Here is a 21,104-nt window from a genome sequence, read left to right on the forward strand (position 1 = left end):
GTGGGAGTATTACGGCACCTTATATGCGGGATAAAAGCTCATTTCCCAATAAAAGCTATAAAAGAAGAATTTTTTTTAAATGGGCAACGCATACAAAATTCAAAAAGACTTCTATATAAGAAGTCCGCAAATTAAGAGTGGGAAAACGCCCCCCTCATCCGATTAAAACCCCATTTTCACAATGAAATAACCCCAAATAACGATCGACATAATGAGAAATGCAATGGCATAAATCATTGTCGTTTTATACTCTCTTTTTAGTTCGACAATTCCATTTTCCTTCTTTAAAATAGTTGCAATCGTAGAGGTGGAAAGTTTCACCGTTTTCATTTTTTGATAAAATGTGATTTCATGCTCATTAGGCTTCGTCATAAAACCTATTACGAAAAGAGCAATAATAGACAAAATCATCGAGATATAAAAATGGTCAAAGTTTGGTGACAAGTGAATGATTCCACTTTTATTCAATTCTCCTAAAACAATGAAACTAATTACGCCAACTGTCATGCTAGCAATGGCGGCTTTACTATTCATTCTTTTCCATTCAAAGCTGGCAATAATCGTCGGCATCCAAGATACGGCAAAAATGGAACCAGCGTATATGGAGATCCAGAAAATCGTTGATGGTTGCATGATTGCAACGATACAAACGAGAACAGCAATGAAAACTTGTGCGACCCGTCCCAAAATCAGTCCTTTCCTCTCATCCATTTGTATATGCAAAATATTCTCAAATAAATCTTTAGCAAGCGCAAAGCCTGTTAAGACAAACAGTGTCGAAGCCGTTGACATAATCGAAGCCATTAAACCCGCCAATCCTACACCTGCCAATGATGGTGGAGTATAGTCCATTAATCCAACGATAAACATCCGATCAGCCGGATCAATTCCTGGCTGTAGCACTTGCATCGCTGCCGCGGCTAAAAAAATAAAAAGCTGCATGAACGGGGCGCAAAAAATACCAATGACAGCTGTTTTCAAAATAACGAAATCATTTTTTGCCGGAAAGACACGTGACACCAATGCAGGCGTACAACTAAAAAATAGTATCCACATGATGAATTGAGAAATAACCCAACCGATTGGCCTTTCCGCCGCACCTGTCATTCCCCAGTAATTGGGAATGACTTCTCCCAAATTTTTAATTTGATCTAAACCTGCTTGTCCGATGATAAGTGGAGCGATGATCAAAGAAATCGCAAGCATCGTGAAAAACATAAGCGTATCAGTCACCACCACACCAAACATGCCGCCTAACGCACTAAAAACTAAGAGAGCCCCAGTAAATAGTAAAATCAACAGCGGGAATGGAATGTCCAATATTTCAGCTAAAACAACTCCAGCCCCGATTAATTGGACGACTCCGTACCCTAATAATGCAACAATCATAATACATACGGCAATAACGGTTACCCATTTGTTATTAAATCTTTTTTCGAAAAACTCCGGTATTGTTTGACAATTCAATGATTTCATTTTTCTGCCGACATATATGACAGCAATAAGCGTCCCAAGCCAAGCGCCAAACGAGCCAAATGCCGCATGTGGAACGGGCCCTTCATTATAGATCATCCCCCCAATTCCAAGCAATGTGACAGCGCTTAAATAAGTAGCAGCTAAAGTGCCTACGATCAAAACAGTAGAACCTTTTTCTCCCATGACATAAAAGTCATCTTTACTTTTCACATACCTTGTAACAATAACACCGGCAATGATATAAACAATAATGACAGCAAAAAACACAATCTTCTCCATGGCATTAATCCCCTTCTTTACTTCTCATATCGGCTTCTAATTTTTTAATCGTTGGCAAGTATTCTTTTTTTAAAATCCATATGACGACCGCCGAAGAGATGAGAGTTGTAACGATTGCATTTACAAATAAAATGAGTACACCAGTGTTCATTTTACTAACCTCCTATTATACAAGTGAGATAGGCATGTGCTGTGAACAGGTTAACACTGTCCAACAGCGGTTTTACGTAGCAAATAGCGACACCTCTTTTTGATCATTTCACGTCAATCTACTATCAAAACGAGTTCATCCCTATCAAGTGTTTTTATATTTACACCACTCTAGTAAAAATATGTTTTCGTCACGATTTTACACTTTCTAAATTTACCCATTCATTCGGCGCATGAAGATTCCCTCCTGTCAGGCCCGTAACAATCGTTCCGGTAAAAGAACAAAATGAAAACGATTTACTTTTAATGTATTGGCGGGCTTTTCTTAACGCTTTAAACATTTCTTGTTCTGGATCAATGCAAAATCCTTAGCATGTGAATCCATAGAACGTAACATCTGGTGGCGAATCTTTTAACCATTCCGCCAGCTGTAAGAAAACGCTTTCAAATAAAAGTTATAGCGCCCTTCCTGAACAGGCGGTTTCACGCAAAAAAACAGTGAAAACTTTATCTGGAATATTCTCCACCACCTTGTTGACACATAGGCAATGTCCTTTTCCAGAAGTTTTCATTCCAAGTCCAACAGGCAAACGATTTGGTTCATGCTATAATATTAAATATAAGGATACCTCCCATCAATTATGGTTGTGAATTCATTTTATCAGACGGTATCCTTTTTTACTTTCTAAATAAACAAAGAGTCTGAGACCCAACTAAATCAACTGATAAAAAAACGAACAATAAAGTGAAACTTCATTCAGTAGGGCACCTACTGAATGTTAGTTGAACCGATCGGGCATTTAGGTGCCGTTTTCTCACACTTAGACCTTTTGTGGTCAACTCAGGTCTTGAAGTAGGAGTCTTACGGCACCTTACATGCCGGATAAATTGTCCCAGTGTATAATATGCAGCTTTTAGCGTAGGCAAAATAGGTAGAATAGCTCGAGCTGAAGATCCCGCAGGAAAGCGACCTTTGCTGTCCGAGGAAGCTGAAGAGACCTGCGGAAAGCGATGATAGGGGTCTTTTTACACAAATAAACCGAACAATTATAAATGAATTGTTCGGCTTTTGCTATTTTGATGTATCGGCATCAGTCCATCTCGCCGCCCTGCTCCATGCAACATATTCCACAAACATTGGAATAGAACTTCCCAAGAAACCTTTACAGATAAGAGTGCTACTTATAGATAGGTAAAACGATCAACTATGATGCTCTTCTTTCTCGCGGCCAAATAAAATAAGAGATAGAAATAACAAAATCAATCAGGAGAATGGCTGCCCACACTTTTAATGTACTGAAAAATACGGAAGTGCGTGCTGGATCATCAACTAAGTAAATTAAGGAGATTAAAAAACCTGTTCCAATTACATAAGCGAACAAATGCTGAAAAGAGCCTTTTAAAGAGTGGCGAGCGTAGGAAAAGCCAGTCTTTCTCTCTGGCTTTTCCCCCTGTTTTTTCACGTAATATAAGAACCTTTCATCAGCCCACCTAATCATACTTTTTCCAAATGCAACTGAAACGCCTAAATAAATAGCAGCAATTGCATGAGCTCGTGTGGCCGTACCCCCATTTAATAGATCAAAAGCAGTCACGATTAAGAGAAACAAATCGATGACAGGTGTTAAAGCTAAAAAGAAAAAACCCATTTTTTTACGGTTGAATACATAACGAAACACGAGCCCGAGCAAAATGACAACCCAAAAACTAACTTCGGCTAAAATAATTGCCCAAACAATCACACTCATCCGATCACCCCTAATTAGCACAGTTGTATTATTTAAAATCAGTATACACCAATGTTTTTTTCAATACAATTGTGTTATTTAATTGTCCAACATATCTTTGTATGTTAAAATCCACATATGCCAAAAATTGTGGATCATGAAAAAAGACGTAAACGGATTGCAGAGGCGATGTGGAAAGTTATTTTGAAAAAGGGGATGGAAGGAGCGACAGTACGAAATATTGCCCAAGAGGCGGGACTATCATTAGGTGCGTTGCGCCATTATTTTCCCAATCAAGATGAATTGATTGTGTATGCGATGGATCTCGTACAAGAAAAAGTTACAAAGCGCATTCGGACTAAGTCGGAAGGTGATTTCTCGCCAAAAGAGATGGTGATGAATGTTTTATTAGACATAGTTCCCATCAATGAAGAACAGCTCATAGAAACGGAAGTCTGGTTTGCTTTTATGGCACATGTAAAACATCGGAAAGATGAGCTGCCAATACCTGAAGATGGGGTCTTTACAGTCGTGCAACAAACCATTCATTTCCTTGATACACATGGCTTGTTAAAGCCTGGCTTGGACATTGATATGGAAATTGAAAGGCTATATGCGCTCGTTGATGGGATAGCGATCCACGCTTTGTTAGACCCTAACCGCTTAAGTAAGAAAAGAGTCATTAAAACAATCGAATACCACCTTGATTCCATCTGTGTTGACCCGCTGTAAAATCACACCTTTTAAAATTTTATAATTTTGACATGGCACCCCTACAGAGAATATATCGTAATTTGGACAGTCATTACTTAGTAGGATTTGCTCAAAAGTCGCGAGTATTTCGTTAAAGTGGATAGTAGTACCCTCGAGTGGAGAGTATTTCAATAAGGTGAAAAGTATTGACTCACGAATGGTGGGTATTACGAAAATGTGAAGAGTAGTAGCCCTCGAACAGCGAGTATTATGAAAAAGTAGAGTGTAGTACCCTCGAACAGCGAGTTTACGAAAAAGTAGAGTGTAGTACCCTCGAACAGCGAGAATTACGAAAAAGGAGAAAGTAATACCCTCTAGCAGAGGGTGCTTCCATAAATGTGAAGAGATTAATCCACGGATGTGAGTATTACAAAAAATGTGAAAGCCCTCAAACAGCGAGTATTACGAAAAAATACCCTCAAGTGGTGGTATTGGTTACGAGCTGCGAATAATGTTGAAAAAAGCGGATAGTAATTGTTCAGGAATTAAGGAAATCACCGACTCACCTAAAAAAGGCTGTCGAGCAAAAACTCGACAGCCTGGCTGGACTGACTTCCTTACGGAAAGGCGTGATGTTCTGATCACTTCCCGCTTAAAAAGAGCAGCGAATACCTTTTGTAAAAAAATCCATCTTACATACTTTCCGTTATTTTGTCTTCTAGCCCAGTATCCTCCTCAAATTTCCCTTTGTTTCTGCGGAATCTTTCAACCGCTCGATATAGCGCAGGGATTATGACCAATGTGAGCAATGTCGACGTCGTCAAGCCGCCTATAACAGTGATTGCCAATCCTTTTGAAATCAAGGCGGCAGAAACTGACTCCACATCGGCTGATATCGCTAGCGGTATTAACGCGCAAATGGTTGCAACGGCAGTCATGACGATCGGTCTTAAGCGAATTTTTCCTGCTTCCACGATGGCTTCTTCTACTTCCATTCCGCGTTTACGGTTATTTTCAACCCGGTCCAAAAGTACAACCGCATTCGTCACAACGATCCCGATTAGCATTAACAACCCGATTAATGAACTCAAAGACAGCGGTTGGCCGGCGATGAGCAAAAATCCAAATGAGCCGATTGGCACGAACAAAATGGAAGTCAAGATGACCATTGGTGTCAACAAGCCATTAAAGGTCATACATAAGATTAAAAATACCAGGACGATCGCAATGACCATCGATACACCCATATCGGTATATTGCTTCGTGATTTCTTCATTAGCCCCGCCTGTTTTTAAGCTTACTCCTTCAGGCAGTTTCAATGCATCGACATCTTTTTGTACTTTGTTTGACTCCGCTAAAATGCTATTCCCTTTTATTTCCGCGGTTACTTTTGCCAACGTTTTGCCGTTCTCCCGGTTAATCTCAACAGGTGTCTTCATTTCAACGACTTCTGCCACGTCTTTCAGCGGCTTTACACCTCTTGGAGTTGGAACTTGTAAATCTTCCAATCCCGATTTGCTCGTTATTTTTTTATTGTAATTGATCGTAATATTGATTTTCTCATCTTTTATTTTGTAATCCATTAATTCAACAGCATTTAACTGTTCATTGATCAGTCCCATTAATTGGTTGGAATCAATGTTTAACTCTGTTCCCTGCTCATTTAAAGAGATTGACCATTTTTCCCGAGCTTCATTCATTTCATTTTTTACATTTTTTAATTGATCGTTTTGCTGCAATAAGTTTTCCACTTGTTTTGAAGCCTTCTCCAACGTTTGGAGATCATCACCATACAATTCAATGGCCACAATATTCCCCGAAGGCCCTTGTGCTTGTGATAACTCTTCAACCTTTATGTCTGCCTCTGGAACATCCGCTTTGACAAGCTTGGATAGCTCCTTTTTTAATGAATTGATTTCTTCGTCGGCTGTATAGCCTTTTTTCAATTTCACGATAAAGCCGGCTTCATTGTCTTTTTGCTGGAATGAGATCGGATCAGCCGGTTTACCAACTTCAGCACTGCTATAATCAATTTCCTTCTTTTCACCTAAATAGTTTTCCACTTTTTTGGCGATTTTGTCTGTTTCTTCCAGCTCTGTCCCTGCGGGCAGCGTCATACTAATGTTTAATGATGTGCTACTTCCCGCGGGAATGAGCGAAAACCCCATGAGTGGCACTAATGACACTGAACCGACAAGCAATAGGATCGAAAGAATGATCACCACGCCTTTTCTTCTGATCGCAAGACGAAGAAGTTTTTCATATCCTAACACCATTCTGCCTTCTTTTTCTTTCGACTTCACTTTTTTGAAAAAGGCGTTCCCTAACACGGGGATAAGCATAATCGCCACAAAGAGTGAAGTTAAGATGGAAATCGCAACGGCTAGAGCAAACGGACGGAACTGCTCCCCAATCATCCCATCTACAAAGGCAACCGGTAAAAAGACAATACAAGTGATAAAAGTGGATGAGGCAACGGCAGTCATGACTTCTTTCGTTGCTTTGAAGGCAATCTCTTTCCTGCTCATTGTGCTGCCTTTTTCCTGCAGCCAACGGTACATATTTTCTATGACGACAATACTATCATCGACAATTCGTCCGATTGCGACTGCAAGCCCCCCCAAGGTCATAACATTCAACGTATAGCCAATATAATCCAGTGCCATGATCGTAACAAGAATGGATACTGGTAAGGAAATGATTGAAATAATCGTCGCGCGGAAGCTTCGTAAAAATAAGGCGATGACGATGATCGTAAATAATGCTCCAAACAGTCCTTCTTTTACCAATTTGGAGATGGACGTATCAATTTCCTTGCCATAATTCAGAATAGGATACTTTTCGTACTTCGCTTCTTTCTGATATTCATCAAAAATACTTTCAACTTTGTCTGTTACAGCAACCGTGTTGGCGTCTTTCTCTTTTGTAATACTGAAAACAAATGCCGGCTCTCCGTTGTAACGAGAAATTTCTTGCTCTTTTTCCGTTTGTTTAATAGTGGCAATATCAGATAATTTTACACTTGCTGCCGCATCTGGTTGTTGGCTGGTAATGATCAGTTTGTTCAAATCTTCAACGGATTGAATGGTACCTTTTATATCAACGGGTATTGTTTTCCCATCATTTTCAACCGTTCCAACTGTCACATCGGCATTTTTACTTTGCAGCGCCTCCTGGACAGCTTGTAAGCTGATTCCTTTTTCCAACGCTTTGTCCTGCTGTAATTCTATTTGCCAACTATTTTCTCTGAGTCCGGTAACCTCTACACCTGCTACCCCTTTCACTTTTTTGAGCTCGGGCATAATGGTGTCAGTTATTTTTTTCTGAAGTTTATCGCGGTCTTCTCCTGTTATTGCAACTTGATAAACACTATTTAACAAGTGATCTATCGTTAAAACTTGTCTATCGGCATTTTCAGGCAATGAAACACTGTTCACAATCGCTTCGAGTTTACTGTTTACCCTGTCAAGATCAGTCCCGAAGGGATATTGAACTTCAAGCGTGACCATATTACTTGTAGTTGAAGCAATGACATTTTCCGCTTCATTTGCCGCCAATATTTTTTCTTCCAGTGGCACAGTAATATTTTTCTGGGTTTCTTCAGCAGACTGTCCGGGAACTGCTATTTGAATAAATAAAGTGGGAAAGGAGAGATCTGGCATGATCGCCTTTTGAATTTTCGTTGTTGAAAATAATCCTCCTCCCAAAACGAGGATACAAAGAAAAAATACAGCTATCCCATTTTTTAGACTCCATTGTGTGATTCTCGACACTTTTCTACCCCCTATAATGACTTCAAACAAACGATAACAATGCAATATGAACTGTATATGAACAAAAGTGGCCGCAAAATGAAATTTGCGGCCACATCTGCATTTTATCTTTTCGGTTTGTTTTTTAAGGGGAGTGTAATGATGAATTTGGTTCCTTCTCCAAGCTTGCTTCTTACGTAAATATTACCATGATGTAATTCCAAGATTTTTTTTACAATGGCAAGCCCGATCCCGCTGCCATTTTTCTTTGACCGGGACTGTTCTGCTTTGTAAAATCGCTCAAAAATATTTCTCAAATGTTCCTCGGCTATACCGATTCCGGTGTCTTCAATTTCAACGATGGCCATACGAGTCTTTTTCGTTAATCGAATCCCGATGGTACCTCCGTCCTTATTATATTTAATGCTGTTATATATGATATTTTGCCAAACTTGGTGCAGTAAATCCTTGTCTGCTACAATATACGTTTTTGGCAAATCTACAGTAAATTGTATGTCTTTTTTCGACCACTCCGGTTGTAACTTTAAAATAATCGCTCTGATTTGTTCATCAACGGAAAAAACTTTCGGTTCAAATGTGTGTTGGTCCGATTCCAAAGATGCCAGTTGAAGCAAGTGGCCACTTAAGCGGGAGAGCCGTTCACTTTCCGATTCGATAATCTGTAGAAATTCCAGACGCTCCGCACTAGGCAAGTCTTTCTCCCGCAACGCTCTGGAGAATCCGCGAATCGAAGTAAGGGGAGATTGAATTTCATGGGAAACATCTGAAATAAAGTTTCTCCGCATTTGTTCGAGTTTCTTTAAATCTTCCGCCATGATGTCAAAATTTCTTGCCAACACACCGATTTCATCTTTTCGTTTCCAATTGAGATGAATGTCAAAATTCCCCTTGGACAATTCTTGCGTTACTTGAGTCATTTTTGTTAATGGCTTGACGATAAAGCGGGAGACAATCAAAATTAAAATACTGCCAGAAATCAATATGCTTAAAAAGCCCAAAATAATTACTTGATAAGCATCCTTGTTGAGATCGCTATCACTGACATAAACAAATAATGCATATTGTTTGTCATCTTTTTGAAATGGAAGGCCGACGATTGGATTATTCGGGTCACTCCCTTCTTCCCGATAGACACCTCCTTTTAAAACTTGTTGAATCCTCTCTTCTGAAATTGATCTTTTGACTGTTCCAAAAACCTCCGGCGCTCCTTCCGAATCATATATAGTGAAATCGATAAGCATAGGCTTCAACAATTCATTTGCCACATTCTTCAATTCTGACATATCATCAAATTCTCTAAATAACGTAATAATGCCTTTTCCTTGTTTAATAAACATCTCTTCTTGCTCACTCCCAAGGATTTCCCGATATAATAGAGTAAGCGTGAAAAAGCCGATGACAAGACTAATCATAACTGTAATGATATAGACGATTACAATCCGGGTATATAATGTCTTCATTTTTTCACTTCCAATTGATAGCCTAAACCGCGGACTGTCAAGATTTGGAACTGGTTCGTCCATTTTTCAAACCGTTGACGGATACGTTTGATATGAACATCCACCGTCCTTTCATCGCCTTCGTAGTCAATTCCCCAAATTTGTTCGATTAACTGGCTTCTCGTAAAGATGTTTCCTGGATAACTGGCCAATTTAAAAAAGAGCTGAAACTCTTTAGGCGGCAACATAATGATTTGACCATCTATTTCCACCGTTTGTTTTTGTTCATCCAATTTCAAATGGCCGATCGTAATGATCGAAGAATAGGCTATCCGGTAGCGGCGCAGTAGCGCTTTTACGCGTAATACTAGTTCAACAGGGTCAAACGGCTTCACGATATAATCATCCGTTCCACTTTGAAAACCATTCACCTTATCGTTAGACTCCCCTTTCGCAGTGACCATTAATATCGGCACAGTCGAAAATCGGCGGATTTCCTGACATACGTCAAAACCATCCACCTTTGGCATCATAATATCAAGAATCACTAAATCAATTTGATTGTTCTCTATGACATCCAAAGCTTCTTCACCGTCAAAGGCTTGTAAAATCTGAAATCCTTCGGGCTCAAGGTAGACTTTCATGAGCCGCTGAATATGAGGGTCATCTTCTGCTACTAATATCCGAATCACTTTCCATCATCCTTAAATTGGTATTCTCGTTTTCTGATTCCACCCACATATTATACTATTTTTATAGCAGATACTTATACACAAATGGGATTGTTTTTTCTGGTATAACAGTCATGTTCTAATCGCATAAACCGTAAATGCGGCGTCATCAATCACAATGAAGGATGCGAGAAGAGGCCTTAATGGTTAATGTCTAAGCATATTCCAACATACAATAGTGGTCTTACCATTTTATACATGACCATCGCTTTGAAAAATCAAAGTTTTTGCATAAAGAGATGTGTTATGTGTAATCAATCGACAGTGACTTGCATTTTTGTAACAATCTTTTACAAACAGATATATAATGGACTGCATAATAGCTGTAATGAAGGGTAATATATAAATTTAGAAGGAGGTAAAAAATTGCAACACTCTCAGAATGCTCGTGAAAGCGGCAATCAGAAAAGCAGAGATGGTCAAGTCCAGCATCAACATAGCCCTAGCAATAAAAAAGCTTTGGGATGGACGTTTTGGATCATTACTACCTATATGATTATCGAGGTAATAGGTGGAATTTATACAAACAGTCTTGCTTTGTTATCGGATGCGGGGCATATGCTCAGCGATGCAGTGGCACTTGGTTTAAGTTATCTTGCTATAAAGTTTGGAGAGAAGCAAGCTACTTTGACGAAAACATTTGGGTACAAGAGATTTGAGATTTTGGCGGCATTCTTAAATGGTCTTACATTAGTTGTCATCTCTATTTACATATTTTATGAGGCTTTTCAGCGGTTTTCGAATCCTCCTGAAGTGATGAGCTCAGGAATGCTCATGATCGCAACGATCGGATTAATTGTAAACATCATAGCTGCCCTCATTCTTATGAAGAGTGACAGAAAAGAGAACTTAAATGTTCGGAGTGCTTTTCTGCATGTCTTGGGTGATTTGTTGGGTTCAGTAGGCGCAATTGTCGCGGCGCTGCTCATGATATTTTTTGGATGGGGCCTTGCCGATCCGATTGCAAGCCTCCTGGTGGCCATCTTGATTATTATTAGTGGATGGCGTGTTACAAAAGATTCTTATCATATTTTAATGGAAGGGACCCCAACTAATATAGATGTTCTTGAACTTAAAAAGGCATTGCTCGAAGTAAATCAAGTGGAAGAAGTACATGATTTGCATGTGTGGTCGATTACATCTAGTTATCCGGCATTAAGCTGCCACTTAATTGTGGAATCACAAGCCGATCACGATCAAGTTTTAATGGAGGCGAAGCGGATTCTCCAACATGACTTTCATATCAAACATTCAACCATCCAGGTAAATAAAAAAGGCTCCCGTTCCATGGAAGATTACCACTATCATTAATAAAATTCTATAAAGAGCCTTTTCTATGCATTTGTTAAAAGGCTCTTTATGATGGACTGGGCGCAATTTCTAGAGCGATTCGTTCGACAGATGTTACTTTGGATTAGGATGCCACTAGTATCTAGGTTCTTCATTTTTAGAGCGATTCGTTCACCAGATGTTACGCCCCTGATTGTGTAAACGGCGTAGCCCAAGTAGTCAACGAATCTTGCATAACACTGGCAAGTGCACTTTTTTTTCTCAATCTCCATATGCTCGCGTTACAGTCGAGCTATGGATTTGTGATAGGAATTATGAGTATGATGTTTCTAGAGATGAGGATTGTAACCTATACAAAAAGTCTACCTATCTTCCGTATGATGGATAAGAGCTATTTTCACAATCTGATGGACATGCTCATCCAGCAAAGAATAAAAAACCAATTTTCCTTCTTTGCGATATTTGGCAAGTCCCATATTTCGAAGGTAGCGCAAATGGTGTGAGGCTGTTGCAGTCGTTGAGCCAATAATTTCGGCTACATCACAAACACATAGTTCATCTTCGAGGGTCAGAGCATATGCCACTTTTAAACGTGTCGCATCAGCTAAAGCCTTGAAAAGCAATTCAACTCCATTCACTTCATTTATCCTCTGTTGCACCCGAGTTACCACATCTTGATGATAACATCTAGTTTCACACGTATCAGGCACATTTTTTATTGTTTTTTCAATCACTGAATCCCCCTCCATTCGATTATAGTGTAAGTTTCCTTCAAATAATTTTCAATTATAATATTCAAATGAGTATTTTAATGAGGTGCGCACACTGTTACAATTAACCCAAACTATGAAATTTGATGGATTAGATGTTTTATTTCCATCAATCATTGGAAAGGGCGGTTAATGAAAATATATCAAACTATTATAATAGGAGCTGGACAGGCTGGGCTGGTAATGGGCTATTATCTGAAACAGTTAGATCAATCTTTTCTAATTATAGACAAGTCTGAAGCAATAGGATCATCATGGAAGTCAAGATATGATTCCTTAATACTGTTCACACCAAGACAATACAGTTCCTTACCTGGTTTAAAGCTGGCAGGAAATCCACATGATTATCCAACAAAAGATGAAATAGCGGATTATTTAATCACTTACCGTGAAACATTTCAGCTTCCAGTGCAAACCGGCATAGAGGTATCCCGCATTTGGAAGGAAAACAACCACTTTTTGATAGAAACAAACAAGCAGATTTACGAAGCTGAAAATGTGGTGGTCGCGACTGGTCCTTTTCAGAAGCCGCATATACCTGCTTTTACAAAAAACTTGTCAACTGATATATTACAATTACATTCTTCCGAATACAAAAACCCTGCCAACCTTAGAAAAGGCAATGTGTTAGTTGTAGGCGGCGGCAGCAGCGGCGGCCAAATTGCCGTCGAATTATCCGAAGAACGGGAAACCTATTTATCCATTGGCCATAAGTTGCAATTTTTACCTAATCAAATAGGCAATAAAAGCATATTTTGGTGGTTCGACATGCTTGGAATCACGAAAGCAGCCCCTGATTCATGGCTGGGAAGAAAGGTGCGAGCCAAGGGGGACCCTATTTTTGGATATGAATTAAAGAAGGCCATCGAAATGGGAAAAGTGATCCTAAAAAGCAGGGCTATTTCCGGAGAAGGGACAACTGTACAGTTTCAAGACAAGTCCATTTTACATGTGCAAAACATCATTTGGGCAACCGGATTTCAATCGGATTATAGCTGGATCAACATCAAAGGGATTCTTGATCAGCAAGGTATGCCCCTGCAAACAAAAGGAGAAACAAACATACCTGGCCTATACTTTTTAGGGCTTCCCTGGCAAACTTGTCGTGGTTCAGCACTCTTGCTGGGTGTTGGCAAGGATGCGCAGTATATAGCCGAACTCATTGACAAAAGAGATTAAAACAATATCGAATGGAGTGAAAAATTTTATGAACAGCAAGAAATTGGTCTTATTCACTTTAGGCTTTATCGCATTGCTGGTGGCAATCGTTTTTCTGGTAAACCAACAAGATAAAGATACGCAAAGCAATAAAAAAGCGGAGCACCCTCCTATTGAACAGCAGCCCACAATGGGGAAAACGGATGCGCCTGTTTCAATTGTGGAATTCGGCGATTATAAATGTCCTTCTTGTAAAGCTTGGGGAGAAACAGTATTCCCACAATTAGAGAAAGAGTTTATTCAAACAGGGAAAGCCACTTTTTCCTATATCAATGTTTTATTTCACGGAGAAGAATCTACATTGGCAGCATTGGCTTCCGAGTCGGTATATAAACAAGATCCCGATTCATTTTGGGCCTTTCACAATGCTGTTTTTGCTCAACAGCCTGAAACACAACAGCATGATAATCAATGGGTAACATCTGAAAAATTAGTAGAAATCGCCAAAGAAACCGCTCCTGAAATTGATCTCAAGCAGCTAGAGGAAGATATCAATACGGAGGGCACGAAAGAAGAAGTGAAAAAGGATGATGATTTAGTAAAAGAATTTAACGTTGAATTGACACCGACAATCATCATAAATGGTGTTATGGTGGAGGACCCATTTGACTATGACGCAATTGTATCCTTAATAGAAAAGGAACTGGAAAAGAAGAATGAGTAAATCTAATCCATCTGACGCTCATTCAAAAGGCTATATTCTTTACGCAGCCTGGGTGGTCTCTGTTGTTGCAACTTTAGGGAGCCTGTACTTCAGTGAAATAAAAGAATTCATACCATGTGAGTTATGCTGGATTCAGCGAATTTTCATGTATCCTTTGGCCATTATTCTTGGAATTGCGGCATTTGACAATGATAAAAAGTTGAAAAAGTATGTATTGCCGCTCTCCATCACTGGGGGCTTCATTTCCTTATATCATTACATGGTTCAAAAAGTCCCTGGATTTGCCAGCATTAAGCCCTGTGTACAAGGTGTGCCTTGTAATATGCAGTATATTAACTGGTTTGGTTTTGTGACGATTCCATTTTTGGCTTTGACCGCTTTTACAATCATCACCATTTTAATGATCGTATTGTATAAGCCATTTGGAAAAAATAAATAAAAGGTGCTTGGTTACGATTTAAAAAAGCCATTAAACAAACACTTGTCTCCCTCTCTCCTTGTTTAAAATACATGAAACAAGAGCAGCTCTACCCGGATTCTTCCGGGTAGCATTGATATATTGTTCACAATATTAAACTGACATCAAATACTCAGAAGGCATAAGGAATCCGAAAACGATTCCTTATGTTACTTATACTTCTGCTTTCAGCTTGAAATCACAGTCCCTCCAAATAAACCAGTCTCGTAATAGTGAGTGTATTGAAAGGGCTCATTTGGAGACTTTTGCTATTTTAGCCATCCATATTTTTACCTCTTCCCACTCATTCCTTTATATGATACATAATGCTTTGAGAATATGAATGCCTTTGTCAATGGCCTGACTCCTGTTCTTAAGATGAAGAACCCACATGATCGACATATTCTTCAGTTTTTCTAACATCCCTTATGGGGATGTCCTTTAACATGATAAACATATGAGTTTTATCCTTCGCCCGTTACCGGTATTTGTGATTATGATTCAATATCGCTATCCTATAATCATGTTAGCGCGATATTTAACGAAAAATTAAAATCACACCTCCCTTTTCCAAACTTTGAAATGCCCTAGACCATTGTTATCTCGTATGTCAATGATTGAATCGTCTTTGTTTCTGCATAAAATCTCGATATCTTATTTGTAAAATGTCCAGTAGGTGGTGTGAATTTGAAGAAAATATCAATCAAAATCGGCCTTCTCTTTTTTTGTTTGATCTTTACAATGGAAGTCTGCTTGTTTTTTCTGTTGCATCAAAAAATTGCCCACTCAAGAATTGAAGAAGAGCTTTCTGCACTTGTAAACCGGGGCAACAATCATCGTGACGTGTTGGAAACATACTACAATGAAGAAACAATCCACCACATCGCTTTAATGGAAGTAAAATCGGTTACCGAGGTTGTGATCACCGATGAACAAGGGAAAATAATCATTTCCTCCACGGATATCACGAATCAAATCCGTCAGTTAATCAAAGCAGAAAAAAAGGATATCCCCAGAAGTGGACAAATCATTGAAAATGACTGGAAGTCCAAGCCCTATATTGCCACAGTCACCCCATTTGAAACGGGGATAAAAACTGGTTATGTATACATGTTCCAAGATACAAGCCAAGTAAAACAATTAATGAAACAACTTAATAAACATTTTCTCATTGCGGGAATCGCCACCGCCATTGTGACAGCCATTATCATCCTGATTCTCTCGCGTTTTATTGCAAAACCGCTCATAAAAATGAAGGAAGCGACTAAAAAGTTAAGCCGGGGAAATTTTTCCATTCAGTTAGATAATAAAAGCAATGATGAACTGGGAGAACTTGCGGGATCCATTCAACGGCTTGCTGATGAACTGAATCATCTTAAAACAGAACGGAATGAGTTTTTGTCTAGCATTTCCCATGAACTGAGAACACCCTTAACTTATATGAAAGGATACGCAGATGTCGCCAAAAGAGATAACTTGAGCAAACAGGACAGGGAGCATTACCTGAACATCATAATGGACGAAACAGAAAAGCTAACAACCCTTGTAACTGAATTAATAGAGTTGGCTCAACTGGATAACAACGCTTTTACAATTCATAAGGAATGGTTCCCAGTCAGCGAAGCTTTGAAAAAAATAACGAAAAAAATACTGCCCTCTTTCCATGAAGCTGACATTACATTAGTGGTCATTTGTCCCGAAAATATTCAAATCTATGCAGACCCCGTCCGCTTCGAGCAAATCTTAACCAACTTGTTGGATAATGCGAGAAAATATTCTCCCAACGGAACGATTACAACCTTGGAAGTTGTACACGAAAACGGGGATGTAAAGATTGCTATCCGTGATGAGGGAAAAGGCATCCCGAAAAAAGATATACCCTTTATTTTTGAACGGTTTTACAGAGTCGATAAATCACGCTCCAGGGACTTAGGAGGGACAGGCCTTGGATTGGCTATTGTGAAAGAGTTGATTTATGCCCATCATTGGGAGATTGAAGTTGCCAGTGAAGTGAATAAAGGTACCACTATTACGATAATAGCAAGAGGTGAGTCATCATAGTGCGAAAAATTTTAATTGTAGATGATGAAGAACGGATGAGAAAATTAATCACATTATATTTATCTCCGGCCGGGTTTGAGTGTATTCCAGCATCCTCTGGCACCGAGGCGTTAGCCTATTTATCGAAAAAGTCATGCGAACTGGTCATCCTTGACGTCATGATGCCTGACATGGACGGCTGGGAAACTTGTCAGAAAATCAGGGAGTTCTCCGACGTTCCCATCATTATGCTGACAGCCAGAACGGACAAAACCGATGTAGTAAAAGGGTTAAGTGTGGGAGCGGATGATTATATAACAAAGCCCTTTGATTCAGGTGAACTCCTTGCCCGAATAGAAGCCATTTTTAGACGAACAAAACATAAAGAAGATACAACCATCCGTTTTAATGGCCTTATTTGGAATCCGGACTCTTACTCCATCAATTATAAGGATAAGCCCATCCAAGTCACACCAAAAGAGTTTTCCCTTATTGGTTTATTACTTAAATATCCAAACCGCGTATTTACAAGGGAACAGCTTCTCACCATCATTTGGGGCCTGGAAGCGGGAACGGAAGACAGGACAATTGACTCCCATATACGTAACATCCGGGATAAATTAAGAAATGCCGGTTTTCCTATTGATAACCACCTTACCACCGTTTGGGGGGTGGGCTATAAATGGGAAAATGACTGACTGTACACCAGGAGGAAAAACAATGAAGTTAACAAAACTCACCGTGCTTGCAATCTCCTCATTCATTATTATGACGGGTTGCTCACAAACTGAAAAAAAATTTACCTATGAAAAAACAGATAAAAAAATAGACCATGTTCACGGCGCTGGCTTTTTGGAAAATGATCTTTATGTTGCCACCCATGAAGGAATTATAAAGCATGATGGGCAAAACTGGTATACAACGACTGGAAATAATCATGATTATATGGGATTCACCATGACAAAAGATGCTTTTTACTCAAGTGGCCATCCGGCAGAAGGGTCGAACTTAAAAGATCCGCTCGGGTTAATTAAAAGTACCGATAAAGGAAAAACACTTGACCGGCTTGCCCTCTATGGCGAATCAGACTTTCACTACTTGACAGCCGGTTATGACTCCGACACGATCTATGTCATTAATCAGGAGTCCAACTCGGAGCTTAAAACGGGCATGTATTACACAAGGGATGAAGGAAAAACGTGGGAATCCAGCAAATTTTCCGGGATAGAGTCCGATTCGATTGGCAGTATTTCTGCCCACCCGAAAAAGAAAGAAATGATTGCCGTTTCTACGAGAGATGGTCTGTATCTATCTAAGGATAACGGAAACAACTTTGAACTGATGACAGATACCTTTATGGTCCCGGCGGTATTTTTGCTTAAAGATGCCATGATTTACTCAACTATAGAGGATAAAGGCATTCATCTGTATCATCAAAATATCAATGAAAAAGAGGCCGCTGAAATACAAATTCCCAAGATTTCCGATAAGAACCCGATCATGTTTATAGCAGCAAGTCATGAAAAACCTGAGCAAATGGCGATCATAACATACGCAAACGATATTTATATCACGAACGATTCCGGGAATAATTGGAAACAAGTCTCCAAAGAAGGAAAACTTGAATAACAGAGGGAACATCCCCCTACGGGGGATTTTTTATTGGCTGGTTCATCCCAGAAAAAACAACTATATCGTCATTCACATTTCTTTTCATCTTTCTGCACACTTTCTCCACACGCAGGTGGGATAATAATTGTAAGGAAAGATCATGAAAACCAAAAGGATGAATGGAGTGTTGAGTGATGATGCATGGATATGGTTACGGAGGAATGATGGGCGGATTTGGCGTGTTAGGGTATATCATCCATTTACTCCTCACTGGAATCGTCGTTTACATCGCGGTCAAGCTTGCCATGAAAAAATAATGACGAAAGGTGAGAATATGAAAAGCTCTAAAAAAAAGCTATTAATCGGATTCGGAATCGCCTTTGTCGCCTTATTGTCAGGTTGCTCTTTCAATCAAGCTCCTGATCAGGATAAGGTAAGCTCCCCGCCGCCTGAACAAAAAGGAAAGAACGCACTCCCCATTCCCCCCCTGCTTGAGGATAAGAATCCGGCAGACGATGTCGCGGAGTTTTATTTAAAAGCGCAAAAATCAACAAAATCATTTTTGGATGGGGTCGAAACCGAATCATACGGATATAATGGGGATTATTTGGGACCGGTCATTCAGGTACAAAAAGGGGAACAGGTGAAAGTCCATATTAAAAACGAATTGGGCGATGAAGAAACGACCGTTCATTGGCATGGTTTGGAAGTCCCGGGAAGTGCTGATGGAGGCCCGCATAACGCCATAAAGCCAAACGAAATATTTAGCCCTTCCTTTACCATTACCCAGCCAGCGGCAACATTATGGTATCACCCCCACCCGCTCCATAAAACAGGAGAACAAGTGTACAAGGGATTGGCTGGTTTATTTTATATTGAAGATGAGGTATCTAATCGGCTGAATATCCCCAAGTCGTATGGAGAAAATGATTTTCCTATTGTCATTCAAGATCGAAATTTACGGGAAGATGGCCAATTATCCTATGACCTGAATATGATGTCTTTAATGCATGGGATGCACGGCGACACGCCTCTCGTTAATGGTGTCTTCGATCCCTATCTTGAAGTTCCCCAAGGGAAGGTCCGTCTGAGACTTCTGAATGGGTCCAATGCCCGGATCTTTCAACTGAAACTAAGTAAAGATAACCATTTTTGGCAAATTGCCAGTGACGGCGGTTTTCTTGAAAAACCGGTTAAAATGGATCAAATCGTGTTAGGGCCAGCTGAAAGAGCAGAAATGATTGTTGATTTTTCACAATATAAACAAGGTGATAAAGTTCAACTTTTTGATCAGGATGTACGCCTCATGAATTTTATTATAGGAACTCCGGAAAAAGAGAAATTCGAAATCCCTGACCAACTGACAACAATCGAAAAAATCAATCCTCCTTCAGGAACTGTCACAAGAACATTTGCTTTTCAAGGCATGGGTAATTCAGTTAACATCAATGGCAAACAAATGGACATGAATCGCATTGATGAAGAAGTCCAGCTCAATGCTACCGAAATATGGGAAATTACAAATATTGATAACGGGATGATGGGTGGAATGGGAATGCCTCATCCTTTCCATCCACACGGGGTACAGTTCCAGATCCTTGAAAGAAATGGGAAAGAGCCGCCTGAAAATGAACAGGGGTGGAAAGATACGATCCTCCTCATGCCTGGCGATAAAGTAAAAACAATTGCCACGTTTAAAAAAGATGGGGTGTTTATGTATCATTGTCATATTCTCGAACATGAAGATGCCGGAATGATGGGCCAGTTTGAGGTCAATTAGCGAGACCGCCTGAAAAAGTCTGAAGGTTGGTGGTGTTATTGGGGAACAATCATATGATTCAATGCGAGTTAGATGAGCTTAAAGGCATGGGGCAATGCGATTCGGATGTACTGGTAGCCGAATTAACAAAAAATCAACAAAAAATTCAAGCAAGCTATGAACTGTACTATCATAAGAAACAAGATGAATCATGGATCGAGCATTATTATTGCAGCATTTCTTTTAAAAATGCAACACCGATCCACTTACTAAAAGAATTACAAAGACTCGTAGCCAGTACACATAAATACAAACACCCGTATGGTATAAGCAAAGATCAATACTTGTATACATGGGTTGATCTTCAACCAAACGGCCAACTAAAAAATATTTATTCCGGAGTCCAAAAAAGTCCCAAAACAGCCATAGAAGAAGACTTTGAAACAATTCAACAACGATTTACACAGTATCGGCATCTCATCACGGCTCAAAGGTACTCCGACATGGAAATTGACAGGCACATCCGAATCATCTCTCGCCAATATAAATTTAATGCCGAACATGTTGTACCCCAATCTTGGTTTAAAGCCAAAGAACCCATGAAAGGAGACTTGCATCATCTATTTGCCTGTGAGCCTGAATGCAATAGCATCCGTTCCAACTTTCCATATTATGAATTTGATGCAAACACAAAGCAGGCAAGCTTACGTAACCAATGCGGTTTATATGAAAATGGCCGATTTGAACCCGAGTACGGAAAAGGGGCGGTTGCCCGAGCCACTCTTTATTTTCTATTGCGTTACCCGACCAACATTTTAAAAAAATATAAAAAAGCGATTTGTCTTCCGTTATTGATCAAATGGCATGAGACATTCCCTGTAAACGATTATGAAAGACATAGAAATAAAGCCATCTTTGAAATTCAAGGGAATCGGAATCCTTTTATCGACTTTCCTGACTTGGCAAACCGGCTGGCGCCAAACCTTTAGCTTTTGGAATTACTATGTTGATAAGGAGCTGGGACACA

Annotated in this window: 18 protein-coding genes; 11 read left to right on the forward strand and 7 right to left on the reverse strand. The window is 39.7% G+C overall.

Features of this window, described 5'->3' with window-relative positions; genetic code table 11:
- Window positions 1–162 precede the first annotated feature (162 nt).
- From JOC94_RS02455 to JOC94_RS02465, 3 genes are all read right to left on the reverse strand, one after another.
- Window positions 163–1,755, reverse strand: coding sequence for a sodium:solute symporter family protein (locus tag JOC94_RS02455; protein WP_205178450.1), 1,593 nt, complete (start codon window positions 1,753–1,755; stop codon window positions 163–165).
- 4 nt (window positions 1,756–1,759) lie between these two features.
- On the reverse strand, window positions 1,760–1,906 hold the full coding sequence (locus JOC94_RS02460; protein WP_205178452.1) for a hypothetical protein: 147 nt from the start codon (window positions 1,904–1,906) through the stop codon (window positions 1,760–1,762).
- Window positions 1,907–3,110: 1,204 nt separating this feature from the next.
- The gene (locus JOC94_RS02465; protein WP_205178454.1) at window positions 3,111–3,653 is read right to left on the reverse strand and encodes a hypothetical protein; all 543 of its coding nucleotides are present in this window, start codon (window positions 3,651–3,653) and stop codon (window positions 3,111–3,113) included.
- Window positions 3,654–3,770: 117 nt separating this feature from the next.
- Between JOC94_RS02465 and JOC94_RS02470 the strand changes: the two genes are divergently transcribed.
- Window positions 3,771–4,364 (forward strand): TetR/AcrR family transcriptional regulator, encoded by a 594-nt coding sequence (locus JOC94_RS02470; protein WP_205178456.1) that lies wholly within the window; start codon window positions 3,771–3,773, stop codon window positions 4,362–4,364.
- A gap of 653 nt (window positions 4,365–5,017) precedes the next feature.
- Here the strand turns inward: JOC94_RS02470 and JOC94_RS02475 are convergent.
- From JOC94_RS02475 to JOC94_RS02485, 3 genes are all read right to left on the reverse strand, one after another.
- Window positions 5,018–8,098, reverse strand: a complete 3,081-nt coding sequence (locus JOC94_RS02475; RefSeq protein WP_205178458.1) for an efflux RND transporter permease subunit — start codon at window positions 8,096–8,098, stop codon at window positions 5,018–5,020.
- Window positions 8,099–8,202: 104 nt separating this feature from the next.
- Window positions 8,203–9,558: a sensor histidine kinase gene (locus JOC94_RS02480; protein WP_205178460.1), complete on the reverse strand. Its 1,356-nt coding sequence runs from the start codon at window positions 9,556–9,558 to the stop codon at window positions 8,203–8,205.
- A complete protein-coding gene (locus tag JOC94_RS02485) occupies window positions 9,555–10,229 on the reverse strand; it encodes a response regulator transcription factor (protein WP_205178469.1) in 675 nt (224 codons plus the stop codon). The genes JOC94_RS02480 and JOC94_RS02485 overlap by 4 nt, the downstream gene beginning before the upstream one ends.
- A 405-nt stretch (window positions 10,230–10,634) precedes the next feature.
- Between JOC94_RS02485 and JOC94_RS02490 the strand changes: the two genes are divergently transcribed.
- The gene (locus tag JOC94_RS02490) at window positions 10,635–11,579 is read left to right on the forward strand and encodes a cation diffusion facilitator family transporter (protein ID WP_408021895.1); all 945 of its coding nucleotides are present in this window, start codon (window positions 10,635–10,637) and stop codon (window positions 11,577–11,579) included.
- 341 nt (window positions 11,580–11,920) lie between these two features.
- Here the strand turns inward: JOC94_RS02490 and JOC94_RS02495 are convergent, their stop codons facing one another.
- A complete protein-coding gene (locus JOC94_RS02495) occupies window positions 11,921–12,292 on the reverse strand; it encodes an ArsR/SmtB family transcription factor (protein WP_408021896.1) in 372 nt (123 codons plus the stop codon).
- Window positions 12,293–12,466: 174 nt separating this feature from the next.
- On the opposite strand from JOC94_RS02495, the gene JOC94_RS02500 reads away from it, so the two are divergent.
- The 9 genes from JOC94_RS02500 to JOC94_RS02535 all read left to right on the forward strand — a co-directional run bounded on the left by JOC94_RS02500 (window position 12,467) and on the right by JOC94_RS02535 (window position 21,066).
- The gene (locus JOC94_RS02500; protein ID WP_205178532.1) at window positions 12,467–13,507 is read left to right on the forward strand and encodes an NAD(P)-binding domain-containing protein; all 1,041 of its coding nucleotides are present in this window, start codon (window positions 12,467–12,469) and stop codon (window positions 13,505–13,507) included.
- A gap of 28 nt (window positions 13,508–13,535) precedes the next feature.
- The gene (locus JOC94_RS02505; RefSeq protein WP_205178473.1) at window positions 13,536–14,210 is read left to right on the forward strand and encodes a DsbA family protein; all 675 of its coding nucleotides are present in this window, start codon (window positions 13,536–13,538) and stop codon (window positions 14,208–14,210) included.
- Window positions 14,203–14,649, forward strand: coding sequence for a disulfide oxidoreductase (locus JOC94_RS02510; RefSeq protein ID WP_077110208.1), 447 nt, complete (start codon window positions 14,203–14,205; stop codon window positions 14,647–14,649). The genes JOC94_RS02505 and JOC94_RS02510 overlap by 8 nt, the downstream gene beginning before the upstream one ends.
- Before the next feature lie 699 nt (window positions 14,650–15,348).
- A complete protein-coding gene (locus tag JOC94_RS02515) occupies window positions 15,349–16,728 on the forward strand; it encodes an ATP-binding protein (RefSeq protein ID WP_339162421.1) in 1,380 nt (459 codons plus the stop codon).
- Window positions 16,728–17,405 (forward strand): response regulator transcription factor, encoded by a 678-nt coding sequence (locus JOC94_RS02520; RefSeq protein WP_205178477.1) that lies wholly within the window; start codon window positions 16,728–16,730, stop codon window positions 17,403–17,405. The genes JOC94_RS02515 and JOC94_RS02520 overlap by 1 nt, the downstream gene beginning before the upstream one ends.
- A gap of 22 nt (window positions 17,406–17,427) precedes the next feature.
- Window positions 17,428–18,336 (forward strand): F510_1955 family glycosylhydrolase, encoded by a 909-nt coding sequence (locus tag JOC94_RS02525; RefSeq protein WP_205178479.1) that lies wholly within the window; start codon window positions 17,428–17,430, stop codon window positions 18,334–18,336.
- 176 nt (window positions 18,337–18,512) lie between these two features.
- Window positions 18,513–18,635 carry a hypothetical protein gene (locus JOC94_RS23140; protein ID WP_268920943.1) on the forward strand — a complete coding sequence of 41 codons (123 nt, stop codon included), beginning with the start codon at window positions 18,513–18,515 and terminating at the stop codon, window positions 18,633–18,635.
- 17 nt (window positions 18,636–18,652) lie between these two features.
- Window positions 18,653–20,098 carry a multicopper oxidase family protein gene (locus JOC94_RS02530; RefSeq protein ID WP_236016941.1) on the forward strand — a complete coding sequence of 482 codons (1,446 nt, stop codon included), beginning with the start codon at window positions 18,653–18,655 and terminating at the stop codon, window positions 20,096–20,098.
- A gap of 53 nt (window positions 20,099–20,151) precedes the next feature.
- Window positions 20,152–21,066 carry an endonuclease I family protein gene (locus JOC94_RS02535; protein WP_236016942.1) on the forward strand — a complete coding sequence of 305 codons (915 nt, stop codon included), beginning with the start codon at window positions 20,152–20,154 and terminating at the stop codon, window positions 21,064–21,066.
- Window positions 21,067–21,104 lie beyond the last annotated feature (38 nt).

Origin of the sequence: Siminovitchia thermophila (assembly GCF_016909185.1) — a bacterium.
GTDB classification, from domain to species: domain Bacteria; phylum Bacillota; class Bacilli; order Bacillales; family Bacillaceae_C; genus Siminovitchia; species Siminovitchia thermophila.

Excerpts from the sequence above, each read along its gene's own strand:
- JOC94_RS02470 (WP_205178456.1), top strand. The coding sequence starts at position 3,771 with ATGCCAAAAATTGTGGATCATGAAAAAAGACGTAAACGGATTGCAGAG.
- JOC94_RS02460 (WP_205178452.1), bottom strand. The coding sequence starts at position 1,906 with ATGAACACTGGTGTACTCATTTTATTTGTAAATGCAATCGTTACAACT.
- JOC94_RS02530 (WP_236016941.1), top strand. The coding sequence starts at position 18,653 with ATGAAAAGCTCTAAAAAAAAGCTATTAATCGGATTCGGAATCGCCTTT.
- JOC94_RS02455 (WP_205178450.1), bottom strand. The coding sequence starts at position 1,755 with ATGGAGAAGATTGTGTTTTTTGCTGTCATTATTGTTTATATCATTGCC.
- JOC94_RS02465 (WP_205178454.1), bottom strand. The coding sequence starts at position 3,653 with ATGAGTGTGATTGTTTGGGCAATTATTTTAGCCGAAGTTAGTTTTTGG.
- JOC94_RS02535 (WP_236016942.1), top strand. The coding sequence starts at position 20,152 with ATGATTCAATGCGAGTTAGATGAGCTTAAAGGCATGGGGCAATGCGAT.
- JOC94_RS02525 (WP_205178479.1), top strand. The coding sequence starts at position 17,428 with ATGAAGTTAACAAAACTCACCGTGCTTGCAATCTCCTCATTCATTATT.
- JOC94_RS02510 (WP_077110208.1), top strand. The coding sequence starts at position 14,203 with ATGAGTAAATCTAATCCATCTGACGCTCATTCAAAAGGCTATATTCTT.
- JOC94_RS02480 (WP_205178460.1), bottom strand. The coding sequence starts at position 9,558 with ATGAAGACATTATATACCCGGATTGTAATCGTCTATATCATTACAGTT.
- JOC94_RS02505 (WP_205178473.1), top strand. The coding sequence starts at position 13,536 with ATGAACAGCAAGAAATTGGTCTTATTCACTTTAGGCTTTATCGCATTG.
- JOC94_RS23140 (WP_268920943.1), top strand. The coding sequence starts at position 18,513 with ATGATGCATGGATATGGTTACGGAGGAATGATGGGCGGATTTGGCGTG.